At 35.6% G+C, this 20,688-nt stretch carries 12 protein-coding genes and 1 pseudogene; 6 read left to right on the top strand and 7 right to left on the bottom strand.

The window, feature by feature from the left end; translation table 11 throughout:
- Window positions 1–50: 50 nt before the first annotated feature.
- Both BVC89_RS13330 and BVC89_RS13325 read right to left on the bottom strand, forming a co-directional pair.
- Complete coding sequence (locus BVC89_RS13330; RefSeq protein ID WP_158657926.1) at window positions 51–644, bottom strand: sterol desaturase family protein; 594 nt, start codon at window positions 642–644, stop codon at window positions 51–53.
- 2,083 nt (window positions 645–2,727) lie between these two features.
- Window positions 2,728–4,791, bottom strand: a complete 2,064-nt coding sequence (locus tag BVC89_RS13325; protein ID WP_158657925.1) for an autotransporter outer membrane beta-barrel domain-containing protein — start codon at window positions 4,789–4,791, stop codon at window positions 2,728–2,730.
- A 1,383-nt stretch (window positions 4,792–6,174) separates the two neighbouring features.
- On the opposite strand from BVC89_RS13325, the gene BVC89_RS29765 reads away from it, so the two are divergent.
- Window positions 6,175–7,236, top strand: coding sequence for an Ig-like domain-containing domain (locus tag BVC89_RS29765; RefSeq protein WP_086931653.1), 1,062 nt, complete (start codon window positions 6,175–6,177; stop codon window positions 7,234–7,236).
- A gap of 218 nt (window positions 7,237–7,454) precedes the next feature.
- On the opposite strand, the gene BVC89_RS13305 is transcribed toward BVC89_RS29765, so the two are convergent.
- On the bottom strand, window positions 7,455–8,954 hold the full coding sequence (locus BVC89_RS13305) for a hypothetical protein (RefSeq protein ID WP_216825135.1): 1,500 nt from the start codon (window positions 8,952–8,954) through the stop codon (window positions 7,455–7,457).
- 2,968 nt (window positions 8,955–11,922) lie between these two features.
- On the opposite strand from BVC89_RS13305, the gene BVC89_RS13300 reads away from it, so the two are divergent.
- The 5 genes from BVC89_RS13300 to BVC89_RS13280 all read left to right on the top strand — a co-directional run bounded on the left by BVC89_RS13300 (window position 11,923) and on the right by BVC89_RS13280 (window position 16,496).
- Window positions 11,923–12,243 (top strand): hypothetical protein, encoded by a 321-nt coding sequence (locus tag BVC89_RS13300; protein WP_086931652.1) that lies wholly within the window; start codon window positions 11,923–11,925, stop codon window positions 12,241–12,243.
- A 362-nt stretch (window positions 12,244–12,605) separates the two neighbouring features.
- Complete coding sequence (locus BVC89_RS30720) at window positions 12,606–12,803, top strand: helix-turn-helix transcriptional regulator (protein WP_086931651.1); 198 nt, start codon at window positions 12,606–12,608, stop codon at window positions 12,801–12,803.
- Window positions 12,804–13,261: 458 nt separating this feature from the next.
- Window positions 13,262–13,819, top strand: a complete 558-nt coding sequence (locus tag BVC89_RS29760; protein WP_158657924.1) for a transporter — start codon at window positions 13,262–13,264, stop codon at window positions 13,817–13,819.
- A 5-nt stretch (window positions 13,820–13,824) separates the two neighbouring features.
- On the top strand, window positions 13,825–14,493 hold the full coding sequence (locus tag BVC89_RS13285) for a C39 family peptidase (protein WP_086931649.1): 669 nt from the start codon (window positions 13,825–13,827) through the stop codon (window positions 14,491–14,493).
- Between the two features lie 17 nt (window positions 14,494–14,510).
- Window positions 14,511–16,496 (top strand): S8 family serine peptidase, encoded by a 1,986-nt coding sequence (locus BVC89_RS13280; protein WP_158657923.1) that lies wholly within the window; start codon window positions 14,511–14,513, stop codon window positions 16,494–16,496.
- A gap of 93 nt (window positions 16,497–16,589) precedes the next feature.
- On the opposite strand, the pseudogene tnpA reads toward BVC89_RS13280, so the two are convergent.
- From tnpA to BVC89_RS13260, 4 genes and pseudogenes are all read right to left on the bottom strand, one after another.
- Window positions 16,590–17,015: pseudogene (tnpA, locus tag BVC89_RS13275) on the bottom strand (IS200/IS605 family transposase).
- A gap of 146 nt (window positions 17,016–17,161) precedes the next feature.
- Window positions 17,162–17,992, bottom strand: a complete 831-nt coding sequence (locus tag BVC89_RS13270) for a sterol desaturase family protein (protein WP_086931647.1) — start codon at window positions 17,990–17,992, stop codon at window positions 17,162–17,164.
- Window positions 17,993–18,003: 11 nt separating this feature from the next.
- Entirely contained in the window at window positions 18,004–19,638 is a 1,635-nt protein-coding gene (locus tag BVC89_RS13265; protein WP_158657922.1) for a cyclic peptide export ABC transporter, read from the bottom strand.
- 13 nt (window positions 19,639–19,651) lie between these two features.
- Window positions 19,652–20,686, bottom strand: coding sequence for a MupA/Atu3671 family FMN-dependent luciferase-like monooxygenase (locus BVC89_RS13260; RefSeq protein ID WP_158657921.1), 1,035 nt, complete (start codon window positions 20,684–20,686; stop codon window positions 19,652–19,654).
- Between the last annotated feature and the right edge of the window lie 2 nt (window positions 20,687–20,688).

The following is a 20,688-nucleotide window of genomic DNA, read 5'->3' as shown; positions in this document are numbered from 1 at the left end:
GATACTGGGTATAATATATTTTTTAATAAGATAGAAGGCCGCAAAAAAGTCTATTCTTTGTGCACATCTTTTAAAAATAGCATTGAGAAGAAACGTAGCTCTCGCTCTTTGCTAAATCCACAACGAGTAGGATTACCGCCCGGGTTACGATAAGTGCCAAACAACATGTCCCACAGAGGAAATTCACTATAGTTGTTTTCATGAACATTATATTGGTGATGTACACGATGCATATTTGGCGTTTGTATAATATACCCAAGCCACCTCGGTGCATTAATATTGGCGTGATTAAAAACAGATACCATCGAGTAAATAACTCCGTACCAAGCGATAGCATCAAAATTTAAGCCGATCATGTGAACCATAATACTACCAAAAAAAGTGACCGAGATAGCATTAAAGGGATGCGTGTAAAAAGTTGCAAGTAACTCTAAACGATGGGGGCTATGGTGTAGTTGATGAAAAGTTTTCCACAAAAAGCCATATCGATGCATCGCTCTATGCCACCAATACACCGCAAGTGTCGCCCACATAAAACCGATGAGCCCTGCAATTGGATCGGGTAAATAATTAGACACATTAAGTACTGACAAATCAGGTATCACCTGTCCCCACCACATAGAAAACATTTGCGCACTTGACATAGTAATTACTGTAATAAAAATAGCCCTTGTTTTCCAGTAAGGTATCTTATCGTAATTATTTGCCTTAAAAAAATACTCCATAAAAATTAGAAACGCCAAAAACACTAAAAAACAAATGTACATACCACTACCTATTTAATCGTTAGGACTGATTTATAATAAGGTTATTCAATTTCAAAAAAAAACAATATAGAGGCACCTATAAAGTTATTTCACAAGTTTTTGATAAAATGCTTTCAAACAATCAAAAGCTAAATTTTCTAAAAAAAAGCATCTCTTACGAAAGCAAAAAAAAACTCAAAAGCATTAATTACCAAACTAAAAAACATTTAGCAAGGCACCAATCATTTTACTAGCCGACAACTCAACCAGTCTCTATAAAATTTTTTAAATTGTCTATTATGATGAAAACAAGACGACATTCGCGCACTTAATTAATGGTTAACAATTAACAAACACTATTTTATTCAAATCAACTACACAACATCAGCCCACACTCAGTTTTTCCTTCAATATTGCAAGAGAAAATTATCAGTCTAATTTTTCACAATACATCTGCATACAGTACGTCTATTCGGCATCAAAATATATAAAACCTAGACAGCCTTACTATCACACGGGAATAAAATATTGTTTTCTGTCATGCAAAATACATGGACACCTAATACGCAACCACACAATAAACATTAAAAAGAAACTATTATTGATATTAATCAGATAACTGTTTTATTTATAAGAAATATGGCTTGCGCACTTTTGCGGCGCTTATTTACTTAACAAAAGAAAATAAATTAAATTAAAAAAAATAACTATTGGTATTATTTTTATCGCTTATATAGCTTATTAACAACATATATGATTATCTATTTGAAGAAATTAAAGCGCTGCAAAGATAAAGAGAGCCACAAAAAATATACAACAAAAGATTACTAACCCGGCAGAGATTTATTTAAAAATTCACAAAAATTAACCATTATTTACAATTCTGATATTCTCATTGACGTCTGTATCAAAAAAACACTAAATGCTCTTAAATTGATCTCTTGAATAAATTTGTGTGCAAAAAAGTAGAATAAGGGCAATATTTAAGCTGATAAATTACACCAACCATTCAATTATATATTGTTTAAAATTTACTATTACTCATATATAAGACAATTAATATAATAAATACGTCACCTATATCCTTACAACGATACAGAAATAAAAGATATTTTTGACGACAAAAGCTGGGAAATTCAAACTGGAGGACAAATATGGTTATCTAGTAAAAAAAGGAATTAGACGAAAGTTAGATGCATTATAACCGCAAACGGCTGTAGTTTTACTTTAGACATATCATAATATCTGTTAACTACTTCTATAGCTTTCGGCTATGGTTAACATTAAAATCACTGGAATAACTGTAGTCTTATAGACTGTCGATAAATCGATTAGAATTTCAATACAGTATTACAAGCCCTCATCATTCAATGATTATAGCACAAACAGATTATCAAACTCTTAATATATTGACAGCCACTTCTTATTCAAGTTAATTTAAAAAAACACGATATCATTTAATAATTAAAATTTAATAAATTTTATCATCTTGTTTTATTAAAAAAAGCGATAGCTTACGAAAAATCACCACTGTAATATTTTTTTAAAACACTATAACTCTCTCGACAGAAAGCATCGACATTTATTCAAATAAGCCTATTCTAAATAGCATAATATTGAATTTGACATTTAAATAAACATCTTAAATGTGACTAAATTTTGAAAGTGAACAACACCAAAAAGGCCATATAAAAAATTTCGTGTATGGGGTGTAATTAGGCAGGGAGGAAGATGTAGTAAAATAGTATTAAATAAATAAGCATCTTTCTACTTTACAATTAGAACCATGCTATGTTTGCACAACACTTGATTACATTATTTCTAATAAGGTTTTGTTTATTGTTTGATATCAACTTTTTCTAGGACAAGTCGTGTGATCGAGTTTCTACTTAAACCTTTCTACTCAAAATAAGTTAAGCTACCTAATAAGGCTTACAGCATGACCAAGTAATTATGCCATGATGCAAGCCTGAGCATTTATTTAAGGTCTAAATACCAAAAATTTACCAGCTTCTTCAACACCGTAATTTTCAGCTTGCGGGAGGGCGAGAACAAAAAAACTATTATCCTGCGTTTTAGCGAAACTGCTATTGGCAAAATCGTTTGGGTTTTCCCCAAAAATAGGCTGATGCACAAGTGTGCCATTGTCGCCGTTGTAGTTAAAGATCCCACCTACATCGTTACCCCCGCTAATATCAGTACTTGGTGTGACAAAAAGAATACGATTGTCACTCAATTCATAAGTATCAACAGTTTCAATATTTCCCCCAGCGAGACCTGCATCCATCACGCTACTTATAAACGTATTTGTTGCGCCATCTATTAGGGCCACCTCACCATTATTACGTAACCTTCCTTTGGATGAAGAAACTAATACATTGCCATTATCAAGAACACGTAAGCCTTGATCGGCGAATTGCGAGTTGTTGGCGCCCCCAATTAATGCCTCTCCTACAGTTGCGCCGGAGGCACCATTAATAAGTATCACCTGGCCACTATCCACCAGTGCGCCAACATCAACATGTGGTGACGCAATCATAACATTACCGTTGCTCAACACTGCCGTGTAAAAACCAATTCTATCGCCTTCACTCGCACCTTCAATAGGCTTTCCAACAATTTCACCGTTAGTGCCATTAACCAACATAACTGAACCGGCATCACTATTACCAGAAATATTATGTTCACTAGAAGCGATGATGTAGTTACTATTAGCAAGAGCTCTGACTCCACTCGAACCTAAACGATCAGAAGTCGTCGTGCCGCTAATAGGTGAGCCAATGACAGTATTGTCTTTGCCGCTAACCAGTTTTACTGAGCCGGCATGCGTCACACTGCTAATATCGTTGTTTGGAAGCGCCACTACGTAATTATCATTGGGTAAAGCGGTTATTCTAGATTCACGAATAGCATTAATATTTTCAACAAGCGGGTCACCAATAAATGTATTGGTTGTGCCACTAACCAGCCTTATCGAGCTGGTCCCAGCAGGGCCTGCAACGGTATCGATAATGCTTACCACAACAATATTGCCATTACTTAATGCCTTATATCCATTACTCCCAATCTTACTGCCGGCATTATTGCCATAAAGCGGCTCGGCCACAGGCTCACCCATCGCATTAAATAAAAGTACAGCCCCAGTATTTTTAACTGTACCATTGTCTGCATTCGGTGCGATTATGGCAATATTACCATTTGTCAGTCGTACAACTCTTGCCAAAGAGAGATCATCAGAAGCAGCGCCGTAATAAATTGCTGAACGCTCAACACCTGTTTCTCCATTTAACACACGAATGGAGCCTGTATCAGTGGCGCCACTGGCTGGCTGATCCTTGCCAATCAACACTAACGCATTATTGTCAGATAATTGATAAACTAGCTCTGTTCCGAAACGATCATTGGTTTTATTTCCATGAATTGTATCGCCAATCTGAACACCAGTGTCACCATCTATTAGCCGAATAGAGCCCGCTTGTTGAACACCGTCTACATTGTCAAGATGAGAGCGAATAAAAAAGTTCCCGTTATCCAGAACATCAATGCCTGACGAACCTAAAAGGTCGTTCTCATTATCCCCTTCGATGCTGGCAATAATTGCTTGTGTGTTCGAATTATAAATATGTACAGATCCGGCCTTGTTGATACCATTGGGACTATCTTCAGGCTTGGTTAACACAATATTACCGTTAGCAAGAATAGTGAGCGATGGAGAAAACTCTATTGATTTACTGGGATTGGGATCACGCAATTCGACAGCTTGCAATGTGGGTAAGCTAGGGGTCGCAGTGGGTTCGGGCGATGGCATCGGACTGGATGTTGGACTCGGGGCCGAGGTCGGAGTTGGGGTTGGTGCCGCCGTGACCTCCGGCGATGGGCTTGGAGTCGGTGATGAACCGGAACCTACTGTGCCACCTCCAGAACTAGAACCTGCCCCGGAGTCCGAATTATTAGATGAGCTGCCCCCACATCCACTAAGAAATAGGGACAAAAATACCGTACAGAGCGTAACTCGTGTTCTTAACAAACATTTTAAAAGTATCATAATAGTAAATAATTTCCTGTGAAAAACAGCACCTCAAAGAAGAGGTCGATTTATTGAGTAAGCATGTTGGTTTTTATTAAGAATTTTATTTAAGCAGTTTTTCGTCAATAAATATTTTTATAATATCTATACAAGCTCCTAAAGGTGCGCCACACCTATACATTTACATATTTAATGTCTGGGCACTTACTGCCGTGGTTTCCTTTCCATAGTTTCCTTCCGTGGTTTACTTTTGATCACTTTCTTCCCTGACTTCCTTCCCTGACTTCCTCCCCTGACTGTCTTGCCTCATGTTCATATCAGGCATCAATTTTTCAAAAAATTGCTTTTTAAATATCTGTTTTTCTAGAAAGCAAACCCTCCTAAGCCCTGATAGTCTCTAGTTTTATGAAAAAATATAATCAAAATAAATTTAATATTTTTACCTCACTTATCGCCATCATATAAAACTGAGCATGCGGCACTGCTCGCACTAAAAATTCTACTTAACATCACAAGTATTTAAGATAAACCGAATAGCAACTAGGCTTAAATTAATTTTCAGCATTTCTTAAAGCATAATAATTATGTGTGATTCAGAGTCTTCTACTGCGACTTCGGCACTATAAAAAACCACAATTGCGCATGGCGCATGTGAACCTAAATGTGTGAAATGAGGGAATCCATCCGACATAAACAGAGAATTACTAGCGTAGCAATACCTGAACGTAATAATACCCAGAAGTAACAATACCTAGAAGTAACAATCAGTCAGTTTATTAAATTTGCATTTTTTCTTTACATTTTTTTACAAATTTATTTTACTTAATTTAGTTCTTTTTTCAAGCATTCTCTACTACTTTTAAGATACATGGTGATTGTAAATAGCAGAATATATCTCAATTCCACATTATGGCTTCAATATAAGGTTGCTTTGGTAAAAAAATTACCAATTATTCAAAGAAAGACTTTCCCAAATCACAAGATAATTGGTTTGAATGTGAAATATTTACTGAGAAACGTGATTTCAATGTTTTAGTATTTTTACTGCCCAATATTATTAGTATTAATTCATGTAATAACAATCAGACTGAGATAAAAGCGCTTTAACAATGGGTGTTTTTTGAGGTTTACGATACCGGGATATCTAATATTTCAAATATATTTCACATTTATTATTCATTCATATTCGGACAATATGTTTTTCATTTAATTTATATTTTTAAAATATGATTTTTTCACCAGCACAACAATTACTACTGAATTAGAAAGAAACATTTTCAATTCTTACTTAAAAATAGATAAATTCGTCACGTCATTTAAAACTTAACATATTATTGCTACAAACGTTTCGTTATTATGGCCTTGTAATCCAATCTAAATTTAGTATGTGTAGGTAAATTCATGCAATTTTTCAAGTCAGCACCAACACTTTCCTGTCTTTGTCTTGCTTTATCCGCTTGCGGTGGTGGCTCAGATAACACAAACAATGTATCGAATAACGCAGATGGCATTTCTCCTTCAACATCGACTCCTATTCCTACTCCCACTCCTAGCCCCTCCCCTACTTTATCATCAACACCAACAGCGACTCCAACGCCAACCCCAACATCAACATCAACACCTATAAATGAAGAAGAAACTAAAGAGGTATTTACAGTAACCAATGTCTTTCCGATACACTTTCCTTATAGGAATACAGCTGTATTTACTTTTACATTTAACAAGAATCTCTTAGCAAGTAGTATTGATGAGACAGCAAGTATAAAAATTTCTGAACAAGAAACAGGAGATACTATTTCTGGGAAGATAACATTGGTAAACTCACAAACGCTAGAATTTCGACCCGACACAACACTTAAGTTTGCTACCGCCTATACATTTTCAACGTCCAGCCAGTTGGTTTCTGAAGATGGTGAGACCTATGCTGTGCAAAATTGGGATTTTCGTACTTTACCAGATATTGATTTAGGCGAAACTACGCAACAAGAGTTAGAAAAATGTGGAACTGTTCCAAGCGTTGAGTTGTTATTTCGTATGGTACGTGAACGCAGCTTACCCGACGATGCTGTTTGTAGATCTCATGGATATACCAAGGCGGTGGATTCCGATATGTTTGGCTTGAACTGCAAATTAAATGTCGTTGCAGTAAAAACAGCAGAGGCTAGAAAAGAAAACCTCGAAAATAACTATCGTAGAACCGGCAACCCAGCTTTTAGTCTCACAGTGGATTACGACAAGAGTATAAAAAATCAAGGCTACAACGAACCCTTCGAAAATTTCAACAAGGTTACCAGTAATATTCGAGAAACCCCAAAAGATTTTGCAAACACGCTAACCAAAGAAGAATGTGACTTAGTTATGAACCCAGCCTACACCGAATATGGTGCAGCGCTTATAACTACTCAACCAGGGGGCACAGAAGGGAATCGATATACTTTCCACGAAGCAATCTTCGGCTTATAAGGCTTAAGTAATACACCATTAATAATAGCAAAATAAATTATTATGTGGACAATCTCACATCTTAAGGCGTGAGATTGTCCAAACTAAATTAAGTTAGACTAAATAAAGAACCTACCTCGGCTTAGTAGAAAAAGTAACAAAGACAGAGAAATAAATTCTTAAAATTGCCAGTCTCACCATTAGGCCCAAAAATTTCCATATAGTCGCTCCATCCTTTACTACTGATACTCAATCCGCGTTTGAGGGTAGTTATTATCTTTGAAACCACTGACACCTTGTTTAAAGATATGGATCTTGTCAAGACGATAACCACCAGAACTACCTGAAACAAAAAAGTAATGATCACCAGCTGTAAGCTCATACATAGGCTGAGTATATTTACCCTCGTTTCTAGCAATAACGCCATAATTATTATGAGTCGTATCGAAGGTAAAACCTACCCCCTCTTCAAACGCATCCTGAGTGGTTGAGTGAAATGTATTACGTAAAATTCCAAAAGGCGCAACATCGATTCCCATCAATGTATGAACATAATTCCAGTCATCATTAGAAGGTGCGCCATAGTGTGAGTGCCTAAGTGCCATTCGATATTTACCAGGATTGGTAATGCGCAACTTATAAATTAACACACCACGTGATTTAGAATGTTTCACATTGAGCCCCTCCTCTGGCACATAGCGAATATAACCGGTGCCGCTGTAATCCGGTTCAGAGGATTCAATTTTCCATGCGCCATTCAAAGGGACGGTCTCAGCTTCGATAACAATGCGCCCATCCTCTTCCTCAAAGACATGCTCAGTGATAGGTAAATTAATTTTTGGCGTTTTCCCGGCCGGAATAGCTGGCATCCTATTAGCTGATCCTCCATTAGGATCTATTAACTGCCGGCCAAAAAAATCCTTTAACTCAGTTACAGTAGTTATACTATTGCTACCGCTCTCCTTAATTAGCCATGTGAGCATACCAGTATCAGAAACATCTGCAACCTTACTCGCTTTCATACGTTGAAATACCCAACGCAAATTAGGATCTAAATGGTTATTTAACCACTCCCAGGGGGCAAAATTAGGCTTGTTATTGTCGTCTTTCGTTCTTAAGCCCTGATTCTGATCGGGTATTCTTAAAACTTTAATTTTGGCGTGAAGCTTGAGTATATCATCCAGATCATGCTGCCAGAGTCGTGGTTTATAGTAATCATTATAACCACTGTGAGTCACAAGTCTCACATGTGCTCGCCTATTCTTTTCTGCTTTACGCATGGCGCGATAAATTAACTCTACCGGCCCGCCAACAATGATGTACAGTGGGTTAGTGGCGGTGGATTTATTGATTTCGTCTCTTAAGTTGTTAATAGCCGCGTAGGGGCGAGATGACACATCAAAAAAATTCCTCATATCGAAACCCCAACGAGCTGCACCTCCCATAGCCCCGACCCACATATTATTTTGGGCTTTATTTATTTTTTTGTATTCAAGCCAATTATTGAAGTCATAGTGCACCAAATTATTTTGCAATTTTGCTTTCGCAAGTACAGCGAGTGTCATAGGTGTAGCACCAATATCATCGCGATCGGCATTAGGATTTCCGTCCGAACTCACTGCAATGCGATTACCTTGTATCCAGGGCGACTCTTGTGCCATTGCATCATAAGGCGACAGTATAAAAGAGAGCGAGATCACACCAACGGCATACACCTTCTTTAAGGAAATAGTCTTCATTTTTCTCCAGATTCTTTATCAGTGATTATTTTCGAGATAAGCATATAACAAAGTCGTGACTTTAGTATTTTGATAGTACTTTGATGCCACTGATCAACTTTTTCCAACCAGCCGAACACCCTAAATTTTTCACAAAAAATATTTGAAACTAAAAAATTCGATATTGTTTCAAACTACAATTCCGAAACTTAAGATTTTAACTACCCACCCAACCATATCGCTTTTAAGCAAAGAACCATTATGATCGTTCTGCAAACATTTAAAGCCGTCTTAATGAAAACTCATAATAGCTTCTGGCTAATTTTAATTAATAAGCACTTTTTATTGAGGCACACCCTCACCCCTTAACATTAAGATATATCTACGTTTTGTATTTTAAAGAGCATGGCTCAAACACATAACACTTTCCCTAACAACTGACATCAGAAAACTTAACTTCCACGCAGACAGCTATCAAAATACTACTTAGCACATATGCATAGTGATTAATAACTTGCCAGGCAAAAAAATACATAACAGAAGAGTCAAAATAAGATCCATTATGCTATTTGAGACAATTCACTTTACAACATAGTAGAGAAATTAGCTACAAGCATTTTATTAGTCTTATATCTCTTTATGTCACACTTTATGTCAGATATTTTTTTCACTACCAATCGATTTACAAAGCATTTTAAATTTTTACTGAAAACACTTTTCAATAAAAATAAAAAATAATTACTATATTTATTATTTTATGTATAAAATAACCTCCAAAACACAGCACAAAAAACCAACAAAAACCAGATAGATTTCTACGAATATATATTTTCTCAGCATGATTGATCGAGAATAATTCCAGAGACTTATAGGTTTCATGCAGCTCAACACACAGCTCATATAACCCAAGTTAGCTTGGTCAATTCTAATTAGATATTGTATTTTTGGCGATTTATCGTTGGTTGTATAAATATTTTTATTAATAGAAAATAACTGATTATGTGCGGTCTACACGACGATATAACCGATAGAAATTCAAATCCTAGTTTAGGATCAAAGATTTAAAATTGAAGATAAGGAATCTTATCAATAAATTTTTTATCAGTTTTATATTTTTTAGAATCTCTAACGATAATTTTCTTTTTGCTATACCTCTCAACCTCGAACGGGATTCGACTAATAATTATTATCTCCCAAATACACTACGTAAATTATTGCAGTATTTCGTATTGATTTATTATTTCTATTTTTTGACTTTTATATTGATATTAAAAACCTCGCATAAAGAACTGATTTACATCAATCATCGAAACCTAATTTTAAATAAAAACTATTATTTAAAGAACATTCGAAACGGAGCTTCTTATTAATGAAACGCTAGACGTGTTGAAAGTTCATGATGACTACCGAGTAACGATGTGTAAGATTGCTTCGCGCTACGGCATCACCTTAAGTACCCTGCAGCATTACTACAAAAAAAAATGATTTGTTAAAAGCTGTGGCAGACAAGCATTTTCAACGGCACATCATTGTGCTTTATGAATTACCCAAGATAAGAACGGAAGATGGCACCGGGTGGATGAGCTTACACTAATTGCAGCTAATGTCTTATATTTTCATGAATATAGATGCATTCAAAAAACAATTTATTTATACAAACATTTTAATTAAACCTTATGAAACAGCGACCTAACTAAAAAGAGAACAATAAAAACCAAGACCATCTTAAAAAAATAATTCTTTTTATTAATAGCATAGTCTAAAAACAGTCGCCCCTTTCAACAAAATCCCGTGGCGAACTCACACATGAATTTGCATATAAAACTCAAAAGCATATTTACTTGAACAGATCAATTATGAAAAACATCGAAGCCTAACAACCTAACTTAAGATGCCAGCTACAAAAATATTATAATTCCCTATCACACTACATGTAGTAGTACTCACGAAAATTTATCCTGCTTATGATGTTAGTCGAAGAAATTTTCAAAAGTGATCTTTATGACTCACTATTTTTCAAGTCAATTTCTTGAACTCTCAAACTCTCAAACTCTCAAACTATACGACAATAATGATTAGTCAAATGGGGAATCCATGAAGGGAAATAATATCATGTATACCATAAACAGGTAAAATTAATGATTAGAATCATTTTATTAAGAAAGACATATATACCTATTTCAAAATATGCCTTAATGAAAAATGGTTAATAATTATCTCTACCAGTTAATAAAGCTACCAATATTACTATATATTAGTTCATTTTTATTTTTATTTTTATAAATTCCAAAAAAGACAATTGTTATTACTAGTGTTTTTCACATTCACCGTGACACTAAAACCCAAAAAATAAAGGCAGTTATAAACATACTATCTCTTCGCATATCATATATTATGATAAAATATTTATTTTCGTTATTCATAAAGTGAGATGGATTTAACCAAGAAAAAATACTCTTTTTTTTAGAGGCGTCAAAATAGCAACTAAAACGTCAGCTTCGAATAAAGAACAGAGCAATCATATTTATTAAATATTCTCTAGTATTAAAGAACCGATCTATTAACACTAGGTTGATCGATATAGCTTTAATAGAAACCTATGTGAATCATATTAATAAAGCTGTATACATTTATTTGATGCTTGTCAAACATGCTTTTAAAACCTTTGCTAGGCAAACTAAATTCTCGTTTATTTTTTGTGCTTTATTGTGGTTGGCCATCTGCGTTATATAATAGGCAAAGATTTAAATAATTTTATAATTAATTGATTTTATTAAATTTTTATTTTTATTTATAGTTAGCCAGGAGATTGGCATTTGGGCAGCACAACTATCTCGCCCAATGTTCAGTTTTAGTCAGCTAAATTTGAGCATTATAATTTTTCACCCTTTGGGGGAGTGGTAGACTTGCTATAGTTTACTTATAATTTTTTTGCTTTACTCAAAATTATATAATTAATTTACAATGAATATAATCAAAGGAAAAAATCATGAAAGTTAATGCACTAATAACTACAGTAGTATTTGCATTTACAACAACAAACTTCGTGCAAGCCGGAGAAATTAAAGCACCCAGCATTTTGCAAGACATTTCAGGAGTAGACGTAATAGCTTTATCAGACGAAGAAAAAGCAAATTTACGGGGCGAAACTTTTTTCGGTACATCTACCACCGATAGTGCATGGAAAAAAGCACGAGATTTTTGTAGGATGGTATCTGGGAATGGCACGAGATGCGACTATGCTGGCACATACAAAATAGCTGGAGTCATAGTTAGAGGCCCATTTATGACATATAAAAGAGCACGGTAAATTATCATTAAAAATTAACCTTAAACATTTAAGGCCAATTTTTTGGCCTTATCCCTATCAAAAATAAAAAAACACATGAACTACTTTTAATATGCAACCGAAACCGCAAAGAAAACATTAAGTACAATACAAAAACACTAAAGTTTAAATAAGCCATTACATGACACGAGCAAGAACCAGTGAATGGGTATTTATATTATTCGACCTAGAAATGGAAAAAGCCAATTTTTTAATCGAATAAAAAATATTTTGAAAATCATCTCATTGCACTTTATTTTCTTAGAAAGTTTTCTAAGGTTAAAAAAATAAATAAAGCCAGACTTGCGCATCTTATAAAAACAAGCAAACAGGGACTTAAATTAATGACACCCAGACAGAAAACAATATGCAAAGAGTTAATAGAAGGGAAAACATATCAACAAATAGGAGATCACTTATGCATTTCAAAATATACGGTGAAATTCCATTGTCGAGAAATTTATCGGGAACACAAAGTAAACAATCGCAAGCAACTAATGGCACATATAATAACAGGAAAAATAAAGATTAGTATAACATAAAAACCTCAGCTCTTGATGATTTTTATCAACAAAGGATAATTTCAGTAAAACCTATGGAATCAAAATATATTTTTCTTTTAAAAGAAAAGTCACTCATTATTTGTATAGTCACTTTCTTTAGCATACCTAAATGTTTATATGGCGACCAAATATATGATCAGAGTAAAAACGTTGAACATAGTCAAAGTAAGAAAGAGGAAATTGACATAAACAACTCAATAGATGACGAACCGACAGAGGATATCAGTCGGTTGTTTCTACGGGAGTCGGAGGTATTGCTGAAACCTAGGGAGACCCAAATTTCCATAGGTTTTGATTATAGCAAAAACGATAGTACGCAAAATTTACGTTTCACCCGAAATAGGATGATATCCATTCCAATATCTATTAGTGTTGGTATATTGGAAAATATGGAGATATTTTCGGAAATACCCTATGTGTATATAGGAAATGAAATTGTGTCGTTTGATAGATCTCTTAAACAGGAAAGTCATGGGGTTGGTGACCTATCTCTCGGATTTTCTTATAGATTGTTACCGGAAAACAAAGGGCATCCTAGTATCACTAGTTCTTTTACGGTGGTCGCACCAACAGGGGAAGATGGGAGTAGTGAAGTTAATGCGATTACATCGGGTGTAGGCTTTTGGGGGGTATCGACGGGATTAAGCGTAACAAAATCTGTTGACCCTGCAGTTCTATTTTTCACCTTAGGGTATGCTCATTCTTTTGAAGAAGATGGAATAAAAAATGGCGATTCATTCAACTATGGATTTGGTATGGGTCTATCTATAAATAGTCTTCTATCTGTTAGTGGACGATTTTCTGGTACATATATCGACGAAATTACAGTTGGTGGAGTAAAAATACCAGGTTCTAGCACAGAACCCGTTTCATTTAATATTGATATGACTTATCAATTAAACAATACCCATAGAATCGCATCTAGCATTGGTTTTGGTCTCAACGATGATGTTAATGATACATCGATAAGCTTCTCGTATATAATTAACTTATAACTGTCATGAATAATAAACACAAAAAATACAGATTATGCATTATTTTTTTGTTATTAAATACCGGATGCGCGTTCCAACCACTGATGAGCAACAGTGGCTACCCAATAAATCAATCAAATAAAATTAAGTCATGGAAAGATTTAAACGAACAGCATATTGTTATGCAAGAGTATGATTATTCTTGTGGTATTGCTTCTCTAGCGACCCTACTACGCTATTATTTTAAGCAAGATATTACTGAAAAAACATTGCTTGATGAAATTGAAGAAATGTTTTCTATGTCAGAAATACAAGTCATTAAAAATAAAGGCATATCTTTTTTGGAGTTAGAAAAAATTGCTCGTCGAAAAGGCTACCAAACCGCTAGCGTTAGATTACACCTAACCTCTTTAAAAAAGCTATCTGGCCCAGTGTTAGTATATATAGAACCAAACAATTATAAACACTTTGCTGTGCTCCGAGGAATCATTGGGGATAGAGTATTTTTAGCTGATCCCAGCCGAGGAAATATAAGGATGTCAGTCCATGAATTTTCTAAAGAATGGCGTGGGGAAACACTTATTTTAGGTAAACTTGGCTTTGGTCTACCTAAATATCATACATTATCAGTTTATCATACTACTAGTTTCCGCAGCGAATTATCAGTTTTGAGAGAGATAATCCGTATACCCTAAAAAGGATTGCCATGATTATGAAATTATTTACTTTTTTCACTATTATAGTATTTTTTTACGCACCCCAACTTAACGCAAATGAGCTTTCTAATAGCTTAAAAAGCCAAATCGATCAATTAAAAAATGATTCAGTAATGAGTATTCAACGTATGCTGAATACGCACCCTTCTACAGCCAAGAATTCGAAACTATTGAGTGATGAAAAAAACTTTAACTTTATCGGCATAGATGCAATTGCAATAAATAATGACAGACAATTGCTAATAGATATGGAATCACTTGGTCTTATTAAGGGTAGCCGTTCTGGGCGAATTGTTTCGGGTCTATTACCCTCTTTTGCCATAAAAGATGTTGTTTCTTTACAGTCATTAAACCAAATATTTCGCCAACGTTCAGTGACATATTCAGGTTCCGTTATTTCTCAAGGGGCTGAGGCCATAGGTGTTAGTGATATCGTATATCAAGGAGAACTTACAGGAAAAGGAGTTAAGATCGGTATTATTTCGGATAGTTACGACTGCCTTTCACAGAGCGTCGACCCAGAACGTTTAACAAAAACAGCTGATATTGATAAAGCCACAGGTGATCTACCCCAAGGTGCTTATGCATTGCAAGAAGCGAATGATTGTCTATTCGCAACGGATGAAGGTCGCGCATTAATGCAAATAATACATGACATAGCACCCGATGCTGAATTGGTTTTCCAGTCGGGTATCAATGGTATTGCCAACACTATCAATGGAATTTTAAGCCTAGCTAACGATATTAGAGTGAATATTATTGTCGATGATACATTTTCTGGTATTGAAACTTACTTTCAGGATGGCCCGGTCGCTCAAGTTATAGATCAGGTGTCGCGTCAAGGTATCACATATATTACCGCAGCCGGGAACAACGGCCGAAATTCTTATCATAGCGTGTATCGTGAAGCCAAAAACTCTGTACTTAATATTAATGCCCATGATTTTGATCCTGGCCTTGGTGTTGATATCTTTCAGGCTTTTACATTAAAACCTGGTAATACGATGTTGCTTAGCTTGCAGTGGGCTAATCCCGCCTATTCTGTTAGTGGAGCACCGGGAGCTTCAACTGATATGGATGTCTTTATTGTCAATGAAGAAGGCACAGAAATAATCACCGGTAGTACGATTATTAATATAGGAAAAGATCCTAATGAGTTTATTTTTTTCGCTAACCCGGAAAACTCTAATGAGTCTAGCTTTAATATTATGATTACAAGAGCGCAAGGTAAGCCTCCAGAGTTATTAAAATATGTTATTGAAGGTGAGTTCAATGGTAAGGTTGAGGAGTACAACACCAACAGTGGAACTATTGTTGGTCGCACTAATAGCCAAATGGGAATATCCGTGGGAGCCGCTAATTACCAGCAAACCTCGGCTTTTGGCGCGGTATCCCCCATATTGCAATTCTTCTCTTCTGCCGGAGGAGAAGCCCCCATTCTATATGACCGAAATGGACAACGATTAACACAGGCAATACATAGGCAAAAGCCTGATATTGTTGGCCCCGATAATATCAACACTACATTTTTTCCGTTTGGTCAAGCAGATACAGATCCGGACAATGATGGTTTTCCTAACTTTTTAGGAACATCCGCCTCAGCTCCCCATATCGCAGCGGCGGCGGCATTACTATTAGAGGTAAATCCAAACTTTCAACCACGGGACATACTAACTTTGTTGAAATTAACGGCGACCGATATGACATTGCGAAACATTGAGGGTCGAGAAAATAATTTTATTGTTATTGGTGAAGGAGTTGATAATGACAGTGGCTCTGGGTTTGTTGATGTAGCAGCAGCGATTGAATTAGCGAAAAGTTATCCTGCCTCACCTGCATCTACTAATATTAACAGTAGTACCGCTCAGTTTAATAACTCTCTAGGAGGTGGCGGAAGTACTGGATTCAATCATTTGATATATCTATTAATATTATTTTACTTTTCTACATGTCGTTTTTTAAAAAACGATCTGAGACGCTAGGGATTGTTGATATTTATGATTTTCTTTTCAGAAGTAAAAATCCACGTTCTTAGAAGACTGGCACCTATCATCGCAATCCGATTTAAATACTTACTAGAATTTTAACTCTAAATTTCGCTCAACCTTTTCCTGATATTTCACATAAAGACGTATCATTTCACCATCAACACCGACTGTATCCATGCAATAGCCTTTCGCCCAAAAGTGATTACCTCAGTAAGGTTTCTCTTTGAGATAAGAGAATTACCGAAATAGTTGTAAGGCTGTCTTACCTTTTAACGTCCCCAGAAGCGTGGATGTTGATACTTTTGGGGGAACCTTAACTAAAAGGTGCACATGGTCAATTTGGACATTGAGTTCGACCAACTCACACCCTAGTCTCTCGCTGTAAACTCGAATGCTCTTACTTAACTCAAAAGCTACCCGATCTTTTAAAACCCGATAACGATACTTAGGCACCCAGACAATATGGTACTGACAGTGCCATATAACATGCGATAATTTACTAAACCTACTCATGTGTATTCTCCCAGATATGTTGTTTGGCAATAACAACTCTAGAAGCCATGTGATTAGGTTCTTAAGGCTAAAGCCTCGAACCTCTTCCACGTCCTATGGACGTGGTTTTGATTTTTAATAAAAAGTCGGTGCCAATGTATAGTATTTTATTTGTTTAAGACTCTTCTCTTAAATAAACAAGTCATAGCTTCTCTCACATTTTTTGCTTCTTTAACTTTATAAATTAGTGCAGGAAACTCGGAAAAAGTTACTTTAATAGGGTTTAAGCTATCAAAGCCACTTGGAATGCCATAAATTGGCTTTTCATTTTCTTCTTGACATGTACCATAAAGTCGATCCCATATACATAAAAGCCCACCATAGTTTGTGTCCATATAGTGTTTATTAGAACCGTGATGAACACGATGATTTGATGGAGTAACTAAAAATTTTTCTAAAAACCCTAATTTACCAAATAGCTCGGTATGAACCCAGGGCTGATAAGCCCACACTATCCCTGAACCAAATATTAATAAAATTGGAGGAAACCCTAAGAGCACCAATGGCAATAACAACAATATATTAAATATTGGTTCCATAAAATTAGATCGATAATAAATTAAAAAATTAAAATTGCGGGAGGAATGATGTGCAGCATGACATGCCCAAAGAATAGGTATTTCGTGTGACAGCCTATGTCCCCAATAAAAGACAAAGTCCGCCACAACAATGGAAAGAGCTACGCTCCAGAAGTTTATCTCAAAAACCCAATAAATATTTAATACATCAATTAAAACCCATTGCGCCTCATACAATAAGTATAAACATCCTCCCTCCATTATAAAAAATGGAATATATGTCATGATATTTGTAAACAACTCCAAGACAATTCTTAAATTGAATTTTTTCCTATAAAGCTCAATAAGAAGCATGACACTCGCCATACCAATAAAAAAATAGTAAAAATAATCATGGTATCTAAAAAGTAACTCTTCCATTTATCCTCGCTTTATTTAAAATAGTTAAGCTTCTCGACTACACCATTATTAACCCTTAAAATGTGGTCAGCAAGATCAAAATAGTGTTCGTCATGGGTGATAGCAATAATGGTTTTCCCTTTCCTCTTTAGTTCAGGTAGTAGCTCTCGATAAAAAATGCGTCGAAAAATAGGGTCTTGATCAGCTGCCCATTCATCAAGCAATATAATAGGCTTATCTTCCAAAAACGCAGCCATTAAAGCCAAACGTTTTCTCTGCCCTTGGGACAAATCAATCGTACTTAATGTATCATCATTCACTTTTACTTTTTTATCTAATTTAAAAAGTTGTAGGTAATTGTCTACCTTTTCAGTTGTTGTTTTTTCCCCATTAGCGCCAAGAAGACGTTTAAATAAGAAAAAATCTGACAGTACTATAGAAAAATGATGACGGTAGGCTTCCATATTAATATCGTCTCCACTGGAAGTATTTAACGTCACTGAGCCTGAAGATGGTTGATACAACCCTGTTAGTAATTTGGCAAGTGTTGACTTGCCAGAACCATTACCTCCAACAATAAACACGACCTCTCCCCGGTTAATATTAAGATCAATAGGGCCTATATGAAAGCCTCGCTCACCACCACTATCTGGATAATAGTACTCCACTTCTTTCATACTAATGGATTGCCACTGTTCAAAATCAACATTTGGCGGGGAAGGTAATTTAGTTGAACCAGAAAGTTTTAAAGAAGCAATTTTTTCAACGGCAACTTTACCTTGAATCAGAGCAGGGAATGACGTCAATAGACCCGATATGGGTGGTCGTAGAAATAAAATAACAAGAGCAAAAGTAGTTAGGTGCTCAAAGCTGCCAATACCAAAAATAAAGTGTAATGCAATAATAAACACCATCATAAACACGGTAGCAGATTCAGCTAAACCCTCCGTCAAACTAATAAAAACAATGGCTTTATTAGCAAACTGCCTAGACTTATCAATAGGAGGAATCAGTTCATTTTTGGTAAAGTCAATATGCCGGTATATATTTAGCTTAAACTCATTTTGGCCTTCAGCTACTGCATGGAAGGCGGCGTAGACTTCATCTTCGACTTCCCTCTCCATCTCCATGTAAAGATCAGTTTTGTTAATCAATCTAACGGCAATGATGACAGTAATAACTAGGATGACAAACAGCGCAAGAAATAGAGGCAGTGAGAGTGAGCCAAGATAAACAAAGCCTGCTAATGCAATAGAGACACCAAAGACTACGAAAGGCAGGCCGACAAAAGCATCGCTAATAGAATCTGTATCATTAATTAACGTAGCTATTATTTTGGCTTTCCCAATTTTATGAATTTGTTCTAATGGCGTATTGAGAACTCTTTGACTAAGTTCAGTCATTAAATGAAAAACAATATGGTTACCCAACTTATCAAAAAGAATTTGCGAACCAGAAACAAATACAAATAACAAAACACACATCACCAGCAAGACACCTAACTCATTGATGTCAAATGGCGCCGTACCATTAATAATTACGCTAATTGTATCAATCAAATATATATTAATCAGAGTGCTTAATATGCCAAATAAAAAAGCCCAAAAAAGTATGTATTTATTGTTTTTATATAGTTTTTTATAGATAGAAATAGTTTTGCTGTTCAAGTGTCCAATCGCCTTATGACATAAGTTTTTTTAGGAACAATAAATTGTTTAGTATTTGTTCCCTTGTAGGGCCGAAATCTAATAGACACGCTATTTCATTAACGCCAGACTCTTCTACCTGCTTTAACAATGGCCGACATGATTCCACGCTGCCTATTAAACCCTTTGTCGATGAAAACCTATCGTAGAGAAAGTTAACAAACTCATCCATATCAGTATCTGATAGCTCGTCAACATCGAACCCTGTACCACGGTTATTAGCTAAGCCCTTCATTAAATCTTTATTGTTTTTTATAAATGTACAATAGGGCTTACGAGCTTCTTCCTTAGTAGATAATTCATCCTCCCCTATATAACTATGCAACATTAAAGTAACAACACCCGAAGAAGGATCATATCCATTTTGCGCTCTGGCAGCGCGATACATCACAACTTTCTCAGCTAACTCTTCTAGTGTTTGGTCTAGTACGGAGGTTAATATATTAAGGCCCATAGCCCCTGCTTTTTTAAAACCTAGAGGTGAACTGCTTACAGTAAGATATAAGGGGAGGTTTTGATTTACTGGCGTTGGATAAATTTTCACGTCCGTATTATCACCAACACCATTTTTTCGCTTAATACTACCACCTTGCCAAAGGGTTTGTAGGACATCAATACCCTCGTACATAACATCATGTTTAGAATGATAGTGCTCAGGAAAAAAAATAAAATCATTGGGATGCCAACCAGCGGCTACTGAAAGCCCCGCTCTTCCATTTGATAAATTATCTACCATTGACCATTGTTCGGCAACTCTTACGGGATCATTAATTGGCATCACTACGCTTCCACTGTGTAGCCGAATATTTTTAGTTAACATTGCTATCGCAGCATGCAAAATAGCCGGGTTGTTATAAATCCCACCAAACTCTGTAAAATGACGCTCTGGTACCCATAAACTTGAAAAGCCGTGTTGATCACCAAATATCGCACACTCTTTTATTAGTTCATAAATATTTCCTGATAATGAATCTTGACTACTTGCAAAAAACATTAGACCAAATTGCATAG

It is taken from the genome of Agarilytica rhodophyticola (assembly GCF_002157225.2).
Lineage (GTDB): Bacteria > Pseudomonadota > Gammaproteobacteria > Pseudomonadales > Cellvibrionaceae > Agarilytica > Agarilytica rhodophyticola.
This window is presented reverse-complemented; position numbering and strand designations above follow the sequence as displayed.

Excerpts from the sequence above, each read along its gene's own strand:
- BVC89_RS13285 (WP_086931649.1), top strand. The coding sequence starts at position 13,825 with ATGAATAATAAACACAAAAAATACAGATTATGCATTATTTTTTTGTTA.
- BVC89_RS13300 (WP_086931652.1), top strand. The coding sequence starts at position 11,923 with ATGAAAGTTAATGCACTAATAACTACAGTAGTATTTGCATTTACAACA.
- BVC89_RS13330 (WP_158657926.1), bottom strand. The coding sequence starts at position 644 with ATGTCAAGTGCGCAAATGTTTTCTATGTGGTGGGGACAGGTGATACCT.
- BVC89_RS13305 (WP_216825135.1), bottom strand. The coding sequence starts at position 8,954 with ATGAAGACTATTTCCTTAAAGAAGGTGTATGCCGTTGGTGTGATCTCG.
- BVC89_RS29765 (WP_086931653.1), top strand. The coding sequence starts at position 6,175 with ATGCAATTTTTCAAGTCAGCACCAACACTTTCCTGTCTTTGTCTTGCT.
- BVC89_RS13325 (WP_158657925.1), bottom strand. The coding sequence starts at position 4,791 with ATGATACTTTTAAAATGTTTGTTAAGAACACGAGTTACGCTCTGTACG.
- BVC89_RS13280 (WP_158657923.1), top strand. The coding sequence starts at position 14,511 with ATGAAATTATTTACTTTTTTCACTATTATAGTATTTTTTTACGCACCC.
- BVC89_RS13260 (WP_158657921.1), bottom strand. The coding sequence starts at position 20,686 with ATGCAATTTGGTCTAATGTTTTTTGCAAGTAGTCAAGATTCATTATCA.
- BVC89_RS13270 (WP_086931647.1), bottom strand. The coding sequence starts at position 17,992 with ATGGAAGAGTTACTTTTTAGATACCATGATTATTTTTACTATTTTTTT.
- BVC89_RS30720 (WP_086931651.1), top strand. The coding sequence starts at position 12,606 with ATGACACCCAGACAGAAAACAATATGCAAAGAGTTAATAGAAGGGAAA.